Here is a 17,615-nt window from a genome sequence, read left to right as displayed (position 1 = left end):
CTTTTATCTCTAAGCAAAGTAAGTCTCTATTATTTAACTTTCATAATACGTACTAAATTAGATCTTTCGGCTTCTTCAAGTTTTAACTCAATATAATGAATGGTTTCTTCCAATTGTGGGATAATAGCATACTCCAGACCATTGACACGACGTCGTGTTTTTTCAATTTCATCTGCCATTAACTGGCATTTCTTTTCGACTTCTGCCAGTCTTAAGAGTTGATCTAAGAGATCTTCCATATTTTGAATGGTCTGATCCATTTCACTATTAGAAGACAAAAAACTATAGGAAAAATCATTGCCTTTTTCACTAGATTTTTCTTTGATATGAAATTTAGGAACATGGACACTCATGATATTTTCAACTTCCATAAAGAGGGAAACTTCCCTGACTGGAACTGCAAATAATTCTTCAATCATGGCATCATTTTCAAGAGATTTCGCCAAGACAAAATCCTGCATATTAGAAACCAGAATATCTTCTACCTGTCGTCTCAGTTGATCATTTTCACGAATTAAATCTACAAAATGGCGCATGAGTTCATCACGTTTGTCCTTTAATAATTTATGTCCTCTTTTCGCAGTTTTTAGGCGTTTCTTTAAATTATTAAGTTCCATCCGTGTTGGTTTAATATTTAATCTTACCATAGGAGATAACCTTTCTCTAAATTAGGACTTGCCTAAATACTGATCAAGCATGTCGTCTTTAATCCGTTTCAATTCGGTTCTAGGTAGAATGGAAAGCAGTTCCCAGCCTAAATTGAGGCTTTCTTCAATGCTGCGATTTTGAGAAAAACCTTGATTGATATATTTTTCTTCAAATTCCTTAGTAAATGTCACGTAGAGTTTGTCTGATTCTGAAAGGGCAGATTCTCCTAAAACAATGGCTAATTCCTTGGCTTGCTTACCCTGGGCATAGGCTGCAAACAACTGATTCATGGTCGCTGCATGATCAGCCCTGGTCTTGCCCTCTCCAGACCCCTTATCTTTCAAACGAGATAGGGAAGGCAGGATATCAATTGGTGGACGTAAACCACTGTTGTAGAGCTCATGAGAAAGAATAATTTGCCCTTCGGTAATATAACCTGTCAAATCTGGAATAGGATGGGTGATATCATCTTCTGGCATGGTTAAAATTGGAATCTGGGTCACAGATCCTTTTTTGCCAACCAGACGTCCTGCACGCTCATAGAGGGTTGATAAGTTGGTGTAAAGATAACCTGGATAACCACGTCTACCAGGAACCTCACGCCTTGCCGCTGAAATTTCCCTTAAAGCTTCACAATAGTTGGTCATATCAGTCATAATGACCAGAACATGCATGTCTTTTTCATAGGCCAAGTATTCAGCAGTTGTCAAAGCAATCCGCGGAGTAGCAATTCTTTCAATGGCTGGGTCATTTGCCAGGTTCATAAAGAGCACAGAGCGGTCAATAGCACCTGTTTGACGAAGGTCATTCATAAAGAATTCTGCTTCTTCAAAGGTAATTCCCATAGCAGCAAAAACAACGGCAAAGTTAGCATCATCATTCAATACCGTAGCTTGACGTGCTATTTGCGCAGCTAATTCATTATGAGGCAATCCAGAACCTGAAAAAACAGGAAGTTTTTGCCCTCGAACCAGGGTATTTAAGTGGTCAATAGCAGAGATACCTGTCTGAATGAATTCATCAGGATAGTCACGCGCAATAGGGTTGATAGCTTGGCCGTCAATGTCTACATACTTTTCAGGAATCAAATCTGGACCACCATCAATAGCTTTCCCCATTCCATCAAATATTCTTCCAACCATATCTTCTGAAACGGCGATCTCTAAAGGATGGCCTGTAAAGCGAACCTTTGACTTAGCCAGATTAATACCACTTGAACCTTCAAAAAGCTGAACCATAGCTTTATCTTCATGAACTTCTAAAACTTGTCCCTGACGTCTTTGGCCATTTTGCATTTTGATATCAACCAGTTCATTGTAGTGAACGCCAGAAACCTGATCAACAATCATTAAGGGTCCTACAACTTCTCTGACGGTCCGATATTCTTTAATGACACTCATCCTAGATTCCTCCTTTCTCTAAAATCTCATGCATGGTTTCCTTGATAAGATTTGAGAGACCTCTTATCTTTTCAATATCTTCTTCTGGAATGAACTTACTTCTAGCGATCTTATCTCGAAGTTCACTAGTGCCTTCCATTATCTCAGAGAAATAGGCTCCCAATTTCAAAGCATTACTAGCTTGATCTTTAAAGGTTAAAATATTGCTAAGCATTGCCTCTTGTTTAAGAAATGAACTAAAGGTATCCACATTATCAAAAGCATTTTGCTGCAGATAATCTTCACGAATTTGTTTAGCAACAGCCATGGTTAGCCGGTCTTGTTCAGATAAGGAATCAATCCCTACCAGACGGACAATCTCTTCTAAACCAGACTCATCCTGTAAAATGGTCATTGCTTGTCTAACCTTTTTTGTCCAATGCGCCTTTTGATGCTGGCTGATATAGTTACCAATCTCATCCTTGTAAAGAGAATAAGAACTTAGCCAGTTAATAGCTGGGAAATGCCTTCTCTGAGCCAAAGGTGCATCAAGTCCCCAAAAGACCTTGACAATCCTAAGAGTATTTTGGGTTACAGGCTCAGAAATATCTCCTCCAGGTGGCGAAACGGCTCCAATGGCTGTAATACTTCCCTCACGCTGATCACTTCCAAGTAGCTGGAAGCGCCCAGCTCGTTCATAATATTCTGCAATCCTACTTCCCAAATAGGCTGGATAGCCTTCATCACCGGGCATTTCTTCTAATCGACCAGACATTTCACGAAGAGCTTCTGCCCATCTTGATGTAGAGTCGGCCATGATTGCGACTGAGTAACCCATATCACGGAAATATTCTGCAATGGTTATCCCAGTATAGATAGAAGCCTCACGCGCCGCTACGGGCATATTTGAGGTGTTGGCAATGAGGACTGTTCTTTCCATAATAGATTGACCGGTGTTAGGATCAATCAGTTCTGGAAATTCATTCAGAACGTCGGTCATTTCATTTCCGCGTTCTCCGCATCCCACATAGATAACAATATCCACATTGGCAAACTTAGCGATCTGGTGTTGAACAACGGTTTTTCCTGCACCAAATGGACCAGGCACTGCTGCGGCTCCTCCCTTAGTTACAGGAAAGAAAGTATCTATAACACGTTGTCCTGTAACCAAAGGCTCTACTGGAATCAGTTTTTTTGCAACTGGTCGACTATGTCGTACAGGCCATTTTTGCATTAGACTTCCTTGATAGATGCTTCCATCAGCTTGCTCAATCTCATAAAGAGGCTGATCAACAGTAAAATCACCAGATTGGATCGAGATGAGTTTACCAGAGACATGATTTGGAACCATAATCCGATGTTCAATAACCTTTGTTTCTTGAACATGCCCTATAATATCACCAGATACAAGCTCAGAACCTGGCTCAACAGAGGCTGTAAAAGTCCATTTTCTCTCCCTATCTAAACTAGGAATATTAATCCCACGAAGTAAAAAATCACTTTCTGTAGCCTTTTTAAAGCGTTCCAATGGTCGTTGAATACCATCAAACATTTCTGACAATAAGCCCGGCCCTAATTCTACTGATAAAGGGCTACCTGTGGTTTCTACTGGTTCACCAGGACCAACACCTGAAGTCTCTTCATAAACTTGTATGGAGGCTTGATCTTTTCGCATTTCAATGATTTCTCCAATCAGGCCAAGCTTTCCTACACGACAGATATCTTGAATATTAGCTTCTTGCATTCCAGAAGCTACAACAAGTGGTCCTGAAACTTTTATTATTTTTCCTTGACTCAAGTTTTTCTCCTTCTTAACATGATACTTTATTCTTTATAAAATCTTCCTCTAAGTGGACAGGCTTCTTAAGTAAAAAAGAAGCTAACGATGAAAGTCCTGGCTAAAGTCGCCCTCTTTAAGAAGATGACAGACCTAAAGAATGTTTTGACCAACAGCTCTCTCCACACGCTCATGGAGTCGATTTAAAGCAATATGCTGCTTACCCTTATGGGTTGGTATCAAAATAAGGGCTGGTCTTACTGACCTATCATAATAGGCTATCGTTTCAGGTATCAATTCTGCTATATCTTCTGTTAGATAGACAATTCCAAAGTCCTCCAAAGCTAATTTTCTTAAAGTATTAATAGCTTCTTGAGCTTTTGTAACAGGAAAGGTTTGAAAACCTATCATATGAAAGGGAAGAATAGCATCACGGTTACCAATGACACCAATTTTATATGTTTTATTGTCCATAAAGTGGTCTCATCCTTTCTTTAACCAAATCAAGTGGTAATTGATTGGCCTGCGCCGATAAGATAAGTCTTAAATTTTTGATCTCAAATTCTTTAGCCAACAAAAATCGTGCAATGACGTATGGCCCTTGACAGCTATATTTGTTAGCATCGAAAAGCTGAAAAATCAACAGTTCTGAAAGATATTCTAATTCAGGGATAGTGATCTTGCCCTCTGCAATTTTTGATTCATAAAGGCCCAGCTCTTTTGAATAATTATCTGGTAAAAGCCCATGATACCAAGTAAGAAGGCTCCGACTTGAAGCCATATCTATAAATTCCTGATTGCTTAAACTTGCCTGATCTGTTAGAAGCTGTTTAATAAAGCCATGTGACTTCTTCATCTTTTGAGCCCGTTTAATAGTGATAAGGTTATAGCTATCTGTTAACATGCTAACTGCTTTGAGAAAGACTTCATCATCTAACTGCTTTGCTATTTTTTTCAAATGTTTGAAATAAGCCAAATCAGCTCCAATCTCAAGGACACGACTATCACCGTAATCCAGATATTCTTTCCAGATAGACTGCACTTCTTCCACTAAAAATTCAGGGAAATGGTCAGATTTCAGTGTTCTGACCAAATGTTCCAGGGCTGATAGGGGCTGCATACCAATTGGAATCAGTAAGGAGTTGAGATCTTTTTGGCTGGCTCTTGATTTTAAGAGTACCTTTAGATTATGGTAAAAATAAGGTAGGCTAAAAAGTTGAATAACTTCTGGAACAGGACACTCTTCAAAGGCCCATTTGAAAGTCCTTGCCAGTTCCTTCATTAGAACCCTCTCCACCTCATTTAAATTATCTAAATCTGCTAGATCGATATGATAAGGCGTCTCCTGAAGAACCCTATGGATGCTTTCTTTACTACTTGCATTTATAAGGGTCTTAAATTGCTCAGCTGAAAGTAAGTCTTTTTCTTTTACACTGACAGTGGTATTGATTTGGGAAAATTGATCCTTATCCATAAAGCCTCCTAATCCTCATTGAATATGGCATTTGTAATCAGGGTACATTCTTCCTTATAAATGGAATCAATCAGTTCACTATAAACATAAGAGTAGTCAATATCTCCTATGGAGATAAGAAAGCCAGCTTCTCCCTTAAGCCATTCAGAAGCAATTTCTAGTTTAGAAAAATCTTGGCACAGCTTGGACAAATCAGCCTGATCCATTTTTTTCCCTGTTTTTTCACCAAGCCAAAGGCAGAGTTCCTGATCCTCATATTGGCCCAGAACAGAGTAAAGAAAAGACAGATCCTGCTCCTTATCAAAGGATTCCATTTTTTCTAAGGCTGATTGAAATAAATCACTTAAAATACTTTGCTTAAGACTTAAGGTTCTTTGTCTTCCTTGATTTTTAACCTGTTGGATTTCAACCTGATAACGCTGTTCTAAAGCTTTTAATTGGATTAGTCTCTCATCTTCTTTTTCTTTTAAGACAGTCGCTTTTTCAGCTTCAAAATTCTCATCAATTTCTTTAATATCAACTTTTAACTGACCTTGACCATCTTGATGAGCTTGCTCAAGGACAGTCTTTTTTAGTTTATCCATATCACTCACATGGTTTCCTCCTTTTTAAAGAAAATATACAATCACTTGCTTCTTAGTCACTTTTAACATTGGGCATATCTTTGACTTATAACTAGCCAACACGCAAGGTTAATATGAAGGAAACAACGAAGGCAAGGATGGCATAGGTTTCAACCATGGCAGCTAAAATAGCACCTTTCATAAATTCTTCAGGACGTTTGGCCAATATTTGCATACCTGAAACCGCAACATTCCCTTGATGCTTAGCTGAAAAGTAACCCACAATACCAATAGGCAGAGATACAAAAAAGTAGGCCACGCCTTTTTCTAGGGATAGGTCTGGTGTTAACTGTAACCAAATTAAAATACCAATAACAAAACCATACAAACCTTGGGTACCAGGTAATAGTTGTAAGATCAGAGCTGATGCAAATTTGTCAGGTTCCTCTTTTAATAGAGCTGCTGCTGCTTGCCCCGCTTTACCAACACCATAGGCTGAACCAATACCACTAAAACTAACTGCAATAGCAATACCTAGGGCTGCAAAAAAGGCTCCCCCATGTGATGCAAAATAAGACGCTAAATTTTCCATATTATTTTTCCTCCATTTATTTTTCTTTCTTAATAAAGACATACTTTTCAGCTGATTTAAGGGGCTGAAAGGCTTTTCCTCCGCCTTGATAGAATTTTCCAAAGAATTCAACAAACATAAGTCTAGCCCCATGGACATAGCCTGAAAGTAGGGAAAGAAAAATGTTGATTGCATGTAATAAGATAAAAATCAAAATCCCTATGCTAAACCTTCCCAAGGGTGGGAAAATTCCCACAATCAAGTTAAAGGCTGAACCAATACTTGCCCCTGAAAGGCCTAAGGCCATCAGGCGGGTAAAACTTACCAAATCACCAACGTACGCACTAATATTGTACAAATTATATAGGCCTATACCTAAGCCTTTTAAACTTTTTGCCTTGACAATAGCTACAAGAACTATTCCTACTGCATTGACAATTGCTAGCCATTTCCCAATACTTGCTAGAGCTGCTAAGGACGGCATGTTCATACCTAGGGCCAGCAATAAGATTCCTATTAAAATTAAACACCATGCAAAGCCTGAACTATAGGCCTGAGCATAATCTTTCATTTTGACTTCTTGCAGTCCGCCCAAAAGTAGACCAACAATAACTGTCACAAAACCAAAAAAGACAGATAAGAGTAAGATCGTCATAACATCCGTTCTGGTTGAAAGGATAAGAAAAGGCAGATTGAAGCCAAAAAAAGAACCGTAAACAATTCCCCATAGAGAAACAGCTACTCCTAGGATGTTAAAAAATTTCATAAAACGTTTCTTTTTTTGATCAAGCTTCAAAACAGTCATAGCTAGCTTGGTTGCCAAAAATAATATTAGACCATAGCCTAAGTCTGCCACCATCATTCCAAAAAAAGTGAAATAAAAAGGTGCTAGAATAGGGGTTGGATCCTTCTCATAATATTTTGGTAAGGCATACATTTCTGTTACTAACTCAAAGGGTTCAATCAAGGAGTGATTCCGCAGTTTGATAGGAACCTCTTCCCAATCAGCCTGGTCAACATCCTCAGACTCAATAAAAACAGCCTTAGCAAAGGTCTTTTCAACAATTTCCTTTAGTTGCTTTTCTTCTTCGGCTTCTATCCAAGCTTCCAAGGCCACCAAATGTTGGGTACTGGCTAAGTATTTTTTCGAGGCTTGCCTTGAACTTAAGTCCAAATAATATTCTATTTGAATCTGCATTTGCTCAAGTTCTTCTTTTGACTGAGCTAGTTCTCCTATTAAGAAAGTTTTTTCAGCCTGATAATCAGTAAGAAACTGTTCTTTTTCCTTAATCATTTCAGCTGGCAAGGTCTGATATCTGTAAGAAAGCGCTTTAAATTGATAATCTTCTAAAGAAATGGGATCTTTTTTATTCCAAAAAAGAATCAAACCATATTCTAATTCCCTGTGAAAAATACTTTCAACCTCTACACGAGGATCAGCTAGGAGTTGGCGATAGTAACGATCATCCTCTGTACTTGGAATAGTCCCTACTTGTGCATTGATCGCTTCAAATTGTGCCAGTTCCTCAGGTAGTACTTCTAATTTTTCCCACTTACGGAGTTCTTCTAGTTCCGATTGCAGTTTTTCGATCTCTTTATTAAGCTCCTCTAGCCGGTCTCTTTTTTGTTTAAAGGATGCAAAAAGATGATTAGCTTGAGATTGCCTATCCCATTTTTCCAAATCTTCAAAATAGACAGAGAGCTTTCCCTTTTTTAAGGAAGCCCATTTCCCTTCTTTGGGTAGAAAAGTCTCCAGTTCCTTAATAGCCCTTTCTAGCTCTTCCTGGCGGCCTTTTAAATAGTTTAGAGCCCTGTCTCCTTCTAATTCTTCTTGTCCTTCTTCATCAAATTGATAAATTTTAGGTAGGCTAACAGACTCTTTACTAAAGGCTTCCTGCCAATGATCAAGCTGGCTAATATCACGTATTTCAATTAATTGTGTTTTTTGTAAAAGCTGCAAAAAGGGATCTAATTTCTCTTTTTCTAAGAGAATAGATAGTTTTTTCATTTGACTAATGGCCATATTTCTCTACCACCTTGTCCACAATCTGATCAACAAAGCTATCCTTTTTTTCTTCTAAAATATGCTGAAGCTTGGCTTCATTTTTTCTTTGTCTTTCTGACAATTGCTTTTTTTGCTCAGCTAGGACTTCTAAGAGACTATTTTCTTTTTCTTCTAATTGTCTTTGTCTTTCTTGATCACAGTTTAATCTTATGGTTTCAATATCATCTTTTTTCTGATCAGCATAGGCTTTTTTTTCAGCCTTATAAGCGTCATCAATTCGTTTTGCTTCCATCTCAATAGATGTCATCTTTGATAATATAGAATTTGTCACTCTTAACTCCTTACATTTAATGATTTAAGATAGTCAGTATTACTCCTATCCGTCAAAGAAAGAAAAGAGAGGCCTTGCTTTTCTGATCGTAACCTACTAGTGCCATAGGAAATAGTCACTATTGGTCTACCACCTAGAATAGGCCTACCTCAATTTCTGTTTTATTTATCTTAATACTGCTAGCTTTTTCCTTGTTGATAGAACTCTTGCATATCTTCTTTTGGTACCATACTACCACCTGTTGCCCAAGCAATATAAGTTGCATTTTGTATTTTATCTTCAAGGTCATAGGCTTTGAGGTAGTCACGCCCTTCTTTTGTTGCAAATAACGTTGCAGGGCCGATAGTTCCAGCTAATGCAGCTGGTTCTAGAGGAATATCTTCTAAATCAATCATTTGTGTTAGAAAACGTTTTTGATTTTCTTCAGAGATTGTCAGACCACCATTAAAGTAATGATGCATAAGTTCAGCCACAAATCCAGAGGTTCTAGGCACAGCTAAACCATCCATATTGGTTTTAGCATCAATATCAATGTCAGAAACAGATACCTTAGAATATTCTTCTGTCAGAAGTCCTACTAACATAGAAGGCATATGAGTTGGTTGGACAAAGAAACAATGAACATGATCACCATAAATCTGCTTCAAGCCAAATGCTGTTCCACCTGGGCTACCGCCTATTCCACATGGGGAGAAAACAAACAAGGGATGATCTTTATCTACACTAATACCTTCTTTTTCCAATTGTTTTTTCAAACGGCAAGGTCCGACAGTATAGCCTAGGAAAAGATCCACAGAGTGCTCGTCATCGACAAAGTAAGATTTTGGATCAGCGTCTGATTCTGCACGACCCTTATTGACAGCTTCTGTAAAGTTTGTCTTATGTTCTATAACGACAACACCATGGTCTCTAAGGTATTTTTTCTTCCATTCCTTAGCATCGTAGGACATGTGGATGACAACTTCAAAACCTAAAGAAACTCCCATAAGTCCTACACTGATTCCTAAATTACCTGTGGTTCCGACCATGATCTTGTATTCTTTAAAGAAATCTTTAAAGGCTTGGCTTCCAAACTTACGGTAGTCATCATCATAGCCACTTAAGATTCCTGCTTCAATAGCTAGTGTTTCTGCGTGTTTTAATACTTCGTAAATAGCTCCGCGAGCCTTGATAGTCCCTGCAATTGGCAAAGCGTCATCACGTTTTAAATACATTTTTCCAGGAATGGAAATCTTGTATTCTTCTTCCAAGTAAGCTTTAAATTTAGGAATAGGGCTTATCTCTGACTCAATGATTCCATTGTTTTCACGAGTACATTCAAAATTTTCTGCAAAATAAGGAGCAAAACGGTTTAAACGTTCCTCAGCATCTCGGATATCTTCTTTACCAAATTGTGAAACTTTGTTAGCTACTTCAACCCCTTGATAGTGGTCGTTCATCCAAAAAAGTTCTTCATAGTTCATCATTTTCTCAATTTCAGGTATTTCTTTTTTCCAAGTTTCTAGACTCATCCTAAGCCTCCTTCATTACATTTATTTTCTCATTTTTAGTCTATAGTCAGATAAATTTACCCCATAAAAGCTTAGGAGGTCTATTTATCCATAGCTTGTAATTCTTGCTTGGTAACGAGTTTGAAATTCTTGAAAGCACCACCACCGATGTAACCTGCTATAACACTTAGAATAATACATCCTAAGGCTGTAATCAAGACTTTAACCATTGGATTATAGGCAAACATTACGGCAAAGCCAGCAATAGGCGTAGCTGTTCCCGGTGTGTCATTGACCAGTTTCATTAAGGCAATTAAGATACCACAGGCAGCTCCACCACAGAAATTGGTCACATAAATAGGAATAGGGTTAGCTGATGTTACATCGGCCTGAGTGAGAGGTTCAATAGCAAATGCTATATTATCTTTTCTTTCCCCAAGTTTTAAACGATAGAAAAGCACACCATTCATAAATGAAGAACCAAATACTGACAAGGCACCAATGGCCATTGGAATACCAGTCAAACCGAGCATGGCTGTAAGAGCCATTGAAGATAGAGGCGCAGTCGCAACAACGACTATGGTTCCACCAAGAATAATTCCCATAATAATAGGATTACTGTTGGCACTTGAAGTTAATATATCTCCGATAGATAATAAGGTATTGTTTATGAGCGGGGTGACTAGTTGAGCAATGAAACGAGTTAGAGGGGCACCAATAATAATAATTGAGATTAAATCAAGTCCACCAGGGATATTTTTTTCCATCCATTTGATTAAGAATGAAACCAGATAACCTGCGATGAAGCCTGGTATAATACCTGTGCCTGAAACGGCTAAACCAATTAAAACGGCATAACCAGGTGTAACGCCAATAGCGATTGCTACCAAGATTGCTGCTGCCACTCCTGAAAGTGAGCCATTGGCTCCACCAACTTCACTCAAGAACTTTAATCCTAAAACTTTACCAAAGAAAGAATCTTGAAAAGCTTCAACGAGGAATGACGCACAGGCAGCTGATGCTAAGGCACCCATTGCCTTGGCTCCGTAAGGAGCCTTATAATTAAATAAGGTAAAGATAGCCAACACAAGTATAAGAAGACTTGTCCCAATAATAATATCCATATAAATTTTCCACCAATCTATAGCTTAAAATCTGCTATTTGTTAATCTTGCCATTGCTTCAATCTCAATTAAAGCACCCTTTGGTAAAGCCGAGACCTGATAAGCTGTCCTTGTCGGATAAGGCTCATCCAGTAATTCTTCCATAATCTGATTTAAACTTTCAAAATTTTCTAAATTTGATAAGTAGATAGTTAACTTAAAAAGATGACTCAAATCCAGACCCTGCTCTTCTAAAATACCCTTAATATTTGCAAAGGATTGACGACATTGTTCTTCAAAACCCTCAGCTAATTGGCCTGTAGTCGGAATGACTGGCAATTGACCAGAAGCATATAAAATATTTCCTCCTACTGTGTAGATGGAGTATGGCCCAATTGATTTGGGGTATCTGTTCATGACTGAACCTCCTTAAATTTTTTATAAGTTTAGTCTACATGAAATCGCATTCATAGTCAATAATAATTTATCCTTTTAATAATTTTTTATTATCGAAATCATTAATTTTCTATTAGTATAAATTTTTGATTTGACAAGAAGAACAAAAACGAAAAACCCTATAAATGCTTATATGAAAACATTTACAAGGGAGATGCTCCACATATAAAATTTTAATAAATTAAAAAACAGAGCAACAAATAAGAAAAATTTGACTTTTTTATCAATAAAAAATTATAGGCAAAATTCATTTTTGACATACGATAAAGTATTATTGACTGCTGCCTTACTTTTTAGTGATAGTTAGTTGGCTTTAAAGTCTTATTCTACTTCTTGTTTTTTTGAAAACAGTCCAAAGACAGATAGCAAGCTTGTTATTCCTAGTAGAGTCATCACAAAGCTAGCTTTGTCGCCTGTTTTTGGTAGACCTTTTTCCTCAGAATGAGAAGCTGCTTTTGTCACAGCTGACAATGCTTGTGGTAAGCTTCTGATCTTACCTTCTGATTTAGGAGTCACTGTCATAGGACTTACTGCCATTGGTTCTGCTTTTCTTGAGGTATTAGCTTTAGCAAAAGATAACTGGATCAATAAAGGATCATGGTCAGAAGCACGTCCATGGGCCTCCATAAATGGTGAGTTGACATGAACCATATCAAATTCATAATGATTTAAGAGGTTGCTTGACACGAGGAGATTATCAAGTGTTTGGTTATTACCTTGGTAGAAGTAAGAATAACGGTCTGAAAGATCATGTCTACTTACCAAATTGGTCATGTTTCCTTCTTCAATCAATTGGATAGTTTTAGTGAATTCAAAATCATTGAAATCACCCAACATCACAATATTAGCCTGATGTGCTGATCCTTCTTTAGCAAAGTCCCTTAAGATCTTAGCAAGTATATGACGTTTCTCTTCTGATTTAAAGGTCACAGGTTGCATACGTCCATAAAGGGCATCGTCCCCACGCTTAGAGTTCAAATGATTAGCAACCACGACAACCTTATTACCTTGGAAGATAAACTCAGCAGCTAAAGATTTTCTCACTTCTTTCCAGGCAGCATCTGTTGGTGCAATACGACCAAGACTCATGTTAAGCTCGCCATTTTTCCAAGTAAGAGCATCATTTGCGCCACCTCTTGGTTTATCAGATAGACGGACCCGTGATGGTTGGTAAAGGAAACCATTACGGATATTACTTCCAGGTTTGCCGCCATCAACATTATTTTCTGGCGCAATATCGAGGTAAACATAGGTCGGACCACCCAAGGCCTTGATAGCATCTATCAGACGGTTTGCGCTCAAAGTAGCATCTGTTGTTCCATCATTTTTAGAGCCATTATTATCTTGAACTTCAATCAAACCAATAATATCAGGGGAATTTAAATCATGGATAAAGGATTGGGCAATGCGCTTAACCTTCTCATCTTTTGTTTCTTCAGGATTAGCTGAGAAGTTTTCGATATTATAAGAAGCAATGCTTAATTTATTGAGATCTTTGATAATATGGGTCTTTTCTGGTTTTAATTGGCCATCATTGAATTTTGGTAGAGTCTTGTCATCTACAAAAACCTTATAGTTACCATAGCTGTAACCTACAGGTCCAGCAATACGACCTGTAAAGTAGTCTCCTGATTTAATGGTCACATTGCCTTCTTTAAATGAAATTGGAATAATGTCTGTGTTATATCTTCCTGGTTGGAGCAAGACCCCACCAGAGTTATTTAAGTGACGTTTTGTTGATCCTGGTAGAACATAGATTTCCTTATGGTTCATTGGCCCAAGGATTTTAGCATCGTCCACCGCAACCAACATCCCTTCCATGGATTCCCAGTAGTCAATGGCATCTTCTTGTGGATCAAAGACAGTTAATCCATCATTATCAATGATGTCCTTAGGTACCATGCGATCCTTACCTAAGATTATTGGAGCAGGAAGTTGAGAAGTGCCTGTTTTAGTCACCTTAGCAGCCTTGATTTGGGTCATGGTAAGATCTGTTTTCTCTATAGTTTCATCAAATCCCTTACCAAAAAATTCTTCAACAGTTCCTGAAATATCTAATACGTCACCAACTTTGACAGCAGTATTTCTAACAAAAACACGGATACCATCTGAGGTCGCCCGATTTCCATCACCTTTTAGGTCTTGCACATAGAAATGTGTCTCATCATCAAGATAGGTTACTACTACTTTTTCTACTCTAACGGCTTGATCAAGTAGTGGAGACACATGACTTTCACCTTGAATCTGTCCAATCTTAACCAGCTTGTACTCTGGGGCAATTTCTTCTTTTCGCACAGCTGGTTTAACTATTTCAAATTGGTCTAAGCTAAATGGCTTAAGCTGGAGTTTATTTTTAAAGGTAGAATGAATAGCAGTTAGGTTGATGACATCCCCTTCATTCACTTTAGTCATCAAATCAGATGTCTTAATACCTGTACGGTTATCTAAGCGAACAGCAACACGTCTGCCTGAGGCATCTGTCAGGTCAAAAGATGAAGTTTCATATTTCTCAGATTTAATTTTACCAACAGTAACATTAGAAATTTTGACAAGAGTAGATGGTTTAGCATTTTCTAATTCAGGAATACTTGTTTCCACTACAGGAGTTGAAAAATCAGCTGAGACTTTCTTATGAGCTGTAATATCTTTGAGCTGAAGCTCACCATTGAAATGAGACAGGGTACCTGAAATTTCAACACTATCTCCCATGTTAAAGCCAAAGTCCTTTTTATCTGGATAAATGTAGAGCCCTGAGCCGCTATTATCTTGGACGTAAAAGCCTTTACCACCCCAGCCATCTACTGGACTGATGATTTTCCCAGAAATAGTGTAAGAGGCATTTTGTGGACTCTGTCTGACGGCTTCGATACCAGTTTGATTTGTCTTCTTTGCTGAATCTTGTGAAACAGTAAGGGTGTCATTGAGAGCAATTGCTTCTACCTCTTGTACTCTAATTGCTGGAATTTCGCTTTCATCACTAGTAACAGCTGAGGCCCTCTCTACATCACTGATTTCCTCAGCCACCGCAGCTTGAGCTTGACTCTCTGTAGCCACGGGTGTAGCTGCTGTCACTTCTGCCGCATAAACGGTTTGATCTTGTCTAGACACTTCTCCCACTGCAGCAGGTACAGCTACCAAAGCTAATAGTGAAGCATAAGTAAAAAATCTCCTATTCAACATAAAAACTCCTTTCGCCTAATTCATTTTTTATATGATTATTTTAACAGAAAGTTTATGTAAAATAAATACATTTTTAATATTTTCATCATCAAACGTTAGCGAAAAGTTCAAAAAAATAATATTTTTAATTTTTTACATGTATTTTTATAGCAAAAACCTAACGTTCCTCTATAAAAGACCAAATACTTATTCCTTTTCTGAACATTATAGAAAGCAAATCAAGACCCTTTTTAGAAGATGCTGCTCTTAATTTCTAGCCTACTAATAAAAACAAATGGCAACAGAAAAAAACCTAGGCTTTAGCCTAAGCTCTTTCTCAAACTTCGCTAATACCTTAGCTCAAGATAGTATAGTTCACTGAACTATGCGTCCTAGCTGATTGGCTATAAATTGCCTAATTAGCCTGACGGAGATGCGACTACGAAATCAGAGATTTCTGTCTTAACGCAAAATGAAAGAGCCTAGGCTTCTGCCTAAGCTCTTTCCTATTCTCAAACTTCGCTAATATCTTAGCTCAGGATAATATAGTTCACTGAACTATATTATTTTTTTAGGTTATAGAATGATTTGATTCCTTTGTATTGAGCAACTTCTCCAAGTTGATCTTCAATACGAAGTAATTGGTTGTATTTTGCAATACGGTCCGTACGTGACAATGAACCTGTTTTGATTTGTCCTGCATTTGTTGCAACTGCAATATCAGCGATTGTTGAATCTTCAGTTTCACCTGAACGGTGTGATACAACAGCAGTGTAACCAGCTTCTTTAGCCATTTCGATAGCTTCAAAAGTTTCAGTCAATGTACCGATTTGGTTAACTTTGATAAGGATTGAGTTAGCAGCTTCTTCTTTGATACCACGTGCTAAGTAATCAGTATTTGTAACGAAGAAGTCGTCACCAACTAATTGAACACGTCCGCCTAGGCGTTCAGTAAGAGCTTTCCAACCATCCCAGTCATTTTCATCCATACCATCTTCGATAGTGATGATTGGGTATTTGTTTACTAATTCTTCAAGGTAATCAATTTGTTCTGCAGAAGTACGTACTGCTCCGCCTTCACCTTCAAATTTAGAGTAGTCATATACTTTGCGTTCTTTGTCGTAGAATTCTGATGAAGCACAGTCAAAACCAATCATGATTCCGTTTTCGCCTGCTTCATAACCAGCAGCTTCGATAGCTTTAAGGATAGTTTCTACACCATCTTCAGTTCCATCAAACTTAGGAGCGAATCCACCTTCGTCACCAACAGCTGTTTCAAGACCACGTTCTTTAAGAATTTTCTTAAGGGCATGGAATACTTCAGCACCCCAACGAAGAGCTTCTTTAAATGTAGCAGCACCTACTGGCATGATCATGAATTCTTGGAAAGCGATTGGAGCATCTGAGTGAGATCCACCGTTGATGATGTTCATCATTGGAGTTGGAAGCACTTTAGCGTTAAATCCACCAAGATAGTTGTAAAGAGGCACTTCAAGGTAATCAGCAGCAGCGCGAGCTACAGCAATAGAAACACCAAGGATAGCGTTAGCACCAAGTTTACCTTTGTTAGGAGTTCCATCAAGAGCAATCATAGCGCGGTCAATTGCTTGTTGATCACGAACATCAAAACCAATGATAGCTTCAGCGATAATGTTGTTAACGTTGTCAACTGCTTTTTCAGTTCCAAGACCGTTGTAGCGAGATTTATCACCATCGCGGAGTTCAACTGCTTCGTGTTCACCAGTTGAAGCACCTGAAGGAACCATACCACGTCCGAAAGCACCTGATTCTGTATAAACTTCCACTTCAAGTGTTGGGTTACCGCGTGAGTCTAGGACTTCGCGAGCGTAAACATCAGTAATAATTGACATTATAATACTCTCCTTATGAGTTTTAATATTTTACATGTTAATAATACCACATAGTCCAGTGATTTTCAACTTAAAAAGCAAAGACTTGAAAAGGATATGTATTTTCCAAAATATTTTTTCATAATTTCCTTTTCATTTCTGAAAGCTTTTGGATACGTGTTTTAATAGCTATTTCATTAAAAAATAAGTATAATGGGGGTAAAGCTATTTAGGAGGTTGATATGGAATCCTTAGATAAAAAAATTTTAAAATGCGCAAGCGGTGAACAGCGCAATAATCCAGATCAGCAGCGTTTTTATTTAGGTACTTTTGCAGAAAGAGTTTTATTAACCATTCCACTTGTGGGTATTGAAGATGATATTGCTAAAACGGAATTTGAACGACTTTTACCTGCTTATGTCGAAAAGTATCAACCACTTTCTCTTAAATTATCAGCTGAGCTTGATGCCCAATATCAAATGTTTTATATGAAATTAGCAAGTAAAAAAGGCATCCCTTCTACTATTATTGATGAAAGCAGTGCAAATTCACCCTTTGCTTTAGTTTTACATACCGATCGTGCGGTTAACTTAGATGAAACATCCATTACCTCTTCCCTTGAGGATCAAAAAGAACCCGTTACAGATAAAAAATCTTCCTTCTGGCAGAACCTATTTGGTAAATAATGCCTTAGATCTAAAAGACAGCTCTGCTATTTTTGATAGAAGCTTTTAAAAATAAGATTTCCAAGAGTGAATCTAAAATGTACCATAGCCATAAGTTGATAGACTACTCTAACTTATTGGTCA

At 37.9% G+C, this 17,615-nt stretch carries 15 protein-coding genes; 1 reads left to right on the top strand and 14 read right to left on the bottom strand.

What is annotated here, in order from left to right:
• Nucleotides 1-29: 29 nt before the first annotated feature.
• The 14 genes from HBN42_RS00185 to eno form a co-directional block, all read right to left on the bottom strand.
• Nucleotides 30-647 carry a V-type ATP synthase subunit D gene (locus tag HBN42_RS00185; protein ID WP_165992573.1) on the bottom strand — a complete coding sequence of 206 codons (618 nt, stop codon included), beginning with the start codon at nt 645-647 and terminating at the stop codon, nt 30-32.
• Between the two features lie 21 nt (nt 648-668).
• Nucleotides 669-2,048, bottom strand: coding sequence for a V-type ATP synthase subunit B (locus tag HBN42_RS00180; protein WP_165992571.1), 1,380 nt, complete (start codon nt 2,046-2,048; stop codon nt 669-671).
• 1 nt (nt 2,049) lies between these two features.
• Complete coding sequence (locus tag HBN42_RS00175) at nt 2,050-3,825, bottom strand: V-type ATP synthase subunit A (protein WP_165992568.1); 1,776 nt, start codon at nt 3,823-3,825, stop codon at nt 2,050-2,052.
• Nucleotides 3,826-3,957: 132 nt separating this feature from the next.
• Complete coding sequence (locus tag HBN42_RS00170) at nt 3,958-4,278, bottom strand: V-type ATP synthase subunit F (RefSeq protein ID WP_165992565.1); 321 nt, start codon at nt 4,276-4,278, stop codon at nt 3,958-3,960.
• On the bottom strand, nt 4,268-5,278 hold the full coding sequence (locus HBN42_RS00165) for a V-type ATPase subunit (protein ID WP_165992562.1): 1,011 nt from the start codon (nt 5,276-5,278) through the stop codon (nt 4,268-4,270). The genes HBN42_RS00170 and HBN42_RS00165 overlap by 11 nt, the downstream gene beginning before the upstream one ends.
• Before the next feature lie 8 nt (nt 5,279-5,286).
• A complete protein-coding gene (locus HBN42_RS00160; RefSeq protein ID WP_165992558.1) occupies nt 5,287-5,871 on the bottom strand; it encodes a hypothetical protein in 585 nt (194 codons plus the stop codon).
• Nucleotides 5,872-5,953: 82 nt separating this feature from the next.
• On the bottom strand, nt 5,954-6,433 hold the full coding sequence (locus tag HBN42_RS00155) for a V-type ATP synthase subunit K (RefSeq protein ID WP_165992556.1): 480 nt from the start codon (nt 6,431-6,433) through the stop codon (nt 5,954-5,956).
• Between the two features lie 16 nt (nt 6,434-6,449).
• Complete coding sequence (locus HBN42_RS00150; protein WP_165992554.1) at nt 6,450-8,435, bottom strand: V-type ATP synthase subunit I; 1,986 nt, start codon at nt 8,433-8,435, stop codon at nt 6,450-6,452.
• Nucleotides 8,425-8,748 (bottom strand): hypothetical protein, encoded by a 324-nt coding sequence (locus HBN42_RS00145; RefSeq protein WP_165992552.1) that lies wholly within the window; start codon nt 8,746-8,748, stop codon nt 8,425-8,427. Before HBN42_RS00145 ends, HBN42_RS00150 begins: the two co-directional genes overlap by 11 nt.
• A 179-nt stretch (nt 8,749-8,927) precedes the next feature.
• Complete coding sequence (locus HBN42_RS00140; protein ID WP_165992549.1) at nt 8,928-10,259, bottom strand: D-serine ammonia-lyase; 1,332 nt, start codon at nt 10,257-10,259, stop codon at nt 8,928-8,930.
• A gap of 80 nt (nt 10,260-10,339) precedes the next feature.
• On the bottom strand, nt 10,340-11,362 hold the full coding sequence (locus tag HBN42_RS00135; protein WP_165992547.1) for a PTS sugar transporter subunit IIC: 1,023 nt from the start codon (nt 11,360-11,362) through the stop codon (nt 10,340-10,342).
• Between the two features lie 24 nt (nt 11,363-11,386).
• Complete coding sequence (locus tag HBN42_RS00130) at nt 11,387-11,758, bottom strand: RidA family protein (protein ID WP_165992545.1); 372 nt, start codon at nt 11,756-11,758, stop codon at nt 11,387-11,389.
• 360 nt (nt 11,759-12,118) lie between these two features.
• The gene (locus HBN42_RS00125; RefSeq protein ID WP_165992544.1) at nt 12,119-14,977 is read right to left on the bottom strand and encodes an endonuclease/exonuclease/phosphatase family protein; all 2,859 of its coding nucleotides are present in this window, start codon (nt 14,975-14,977) and stop codon (nt 12,119-12,121) included.
• Nucleotides 14,978-15,519: 542 nt separating this feature from the next.
• On the bottom strand, nt 15,520-16,827 hold the full coding sequence (eno, locus tag HBN42_RS00120; protein ID WP_165992542.1) for a surface-displayed alpha-enolase: 1,308 nt from the start codon (nt 16,825-16,827) through the stop codon (nt 15,520-15,522).
• A gap of 221 nt (nt 16,828-17,048) precedes the next feature.
• On the opposite strand from eno, the gene HBN42_RS00115 reads away from it, so the two are divergent.
• On the top strand, nt 17,049-17,492 hold the full coding sequence (locus tag HBN42_RS00115) for a YueI family protein (RefSeq protein WP_165992540.1): 444 nt from the start codon (nt 17,049-17,051) through the stop codon (nt 17,490-17,492).
• Nucleotides 17,493-17,615: the final 123 nt, after the last annotated feature.

Source organism: Streptococcus catagoni (genome assembly GCF_011421425.1).
GTDB classification, from domain to species: Bacteria; Bacillota; Bacilli; order Lactobacillales; family Streptococcaceae; genus Streptococcus; species Streptococcus catagoni.
This window is presented reverse-complemented; position numbering and strand designations above follow the sequence as displayed.

Coding starts and splice junctions, on each gene's coding strand:
- HBN42_RS00185 (WP_165992573.1), bottom strand. CDS start 647: ATGGTAAGATTAAATATTAAACCAACACGGATGGAACTTAATAATTTA.
- HBN42_RS00180 (WP_165992571.1), bottom strand. CDS start 2,048: ATGAGTGTCATTAAAGAATATCGGACCGTCAGAGAAGTTGTAGGACCC.
- HBN42_RS00170 (WP_165992565.1), bottom strand. CDS start 4,278: ATGGACAATAAAACATATAAAATTGGTGTCATTGGTAACCGTGATGCT.
- HBN42_RS00165 (WP_165992562.1), bottom strand. CDS start 5,278: ATGGATAAGGATCAATTTTCCCAAATCAATACCACTGTCAGTGTAAAA.
- HBN42_RS00155 (WP_165992556.1), bottom strand. CDS start 6,433: ATGGAAAATTTAGCGTCTTATTTTGCATCACATGGGGGAGCCTTTTTT.
- HBN42_RS00150 (WP_165992554.1), bottom strand. CDS start 8,435: ATGGCCATTAGTCAAATGAAAAAACTATCTATTCTCTTAGAAAAAGAG.
- HBN42_RS00140 (WP_165992549.1), bottom strand. CDS start 10,259: ATGAGTCTAGAAACTTGGAAAAAAGAAATACCTGAAATTGAGAAAATG.
- HBN42_RS00135 (WP_165992547.1), bottom strand. CDS start 11,362: ATGGATATTATTATTGGGACAAGTCTTCTTATACTTGTGTTGGCTATC.
- HBN42_RS00130 (WP_165992545.1), bottom strand. CDS start 11,758: ATGAACAGATACCCCAAATCAATTGGGCCATACTCCATCTACACAGTA.
- HBN42_RS00125 (WP_165992544.1), bottom strand. CDS start 14,977: ATGTTGAATAGGAGATTTTTTACTTATGCTTCACTATTAGCTTTGGTA.
- eno (WP_165992542.1), bottom strand. CDS start 16,827: ATGTCAATTATTACTGATGTTTACGCTCGCGAAGTCCTAGACTCACGC.
- HBN42_RS00115 (WP_165992540.1), top strand. CDS start 17,049: ATGGAATCCTTAGATAAAAAAATTTTAAAATGCGCAAGCGGTGAACAG.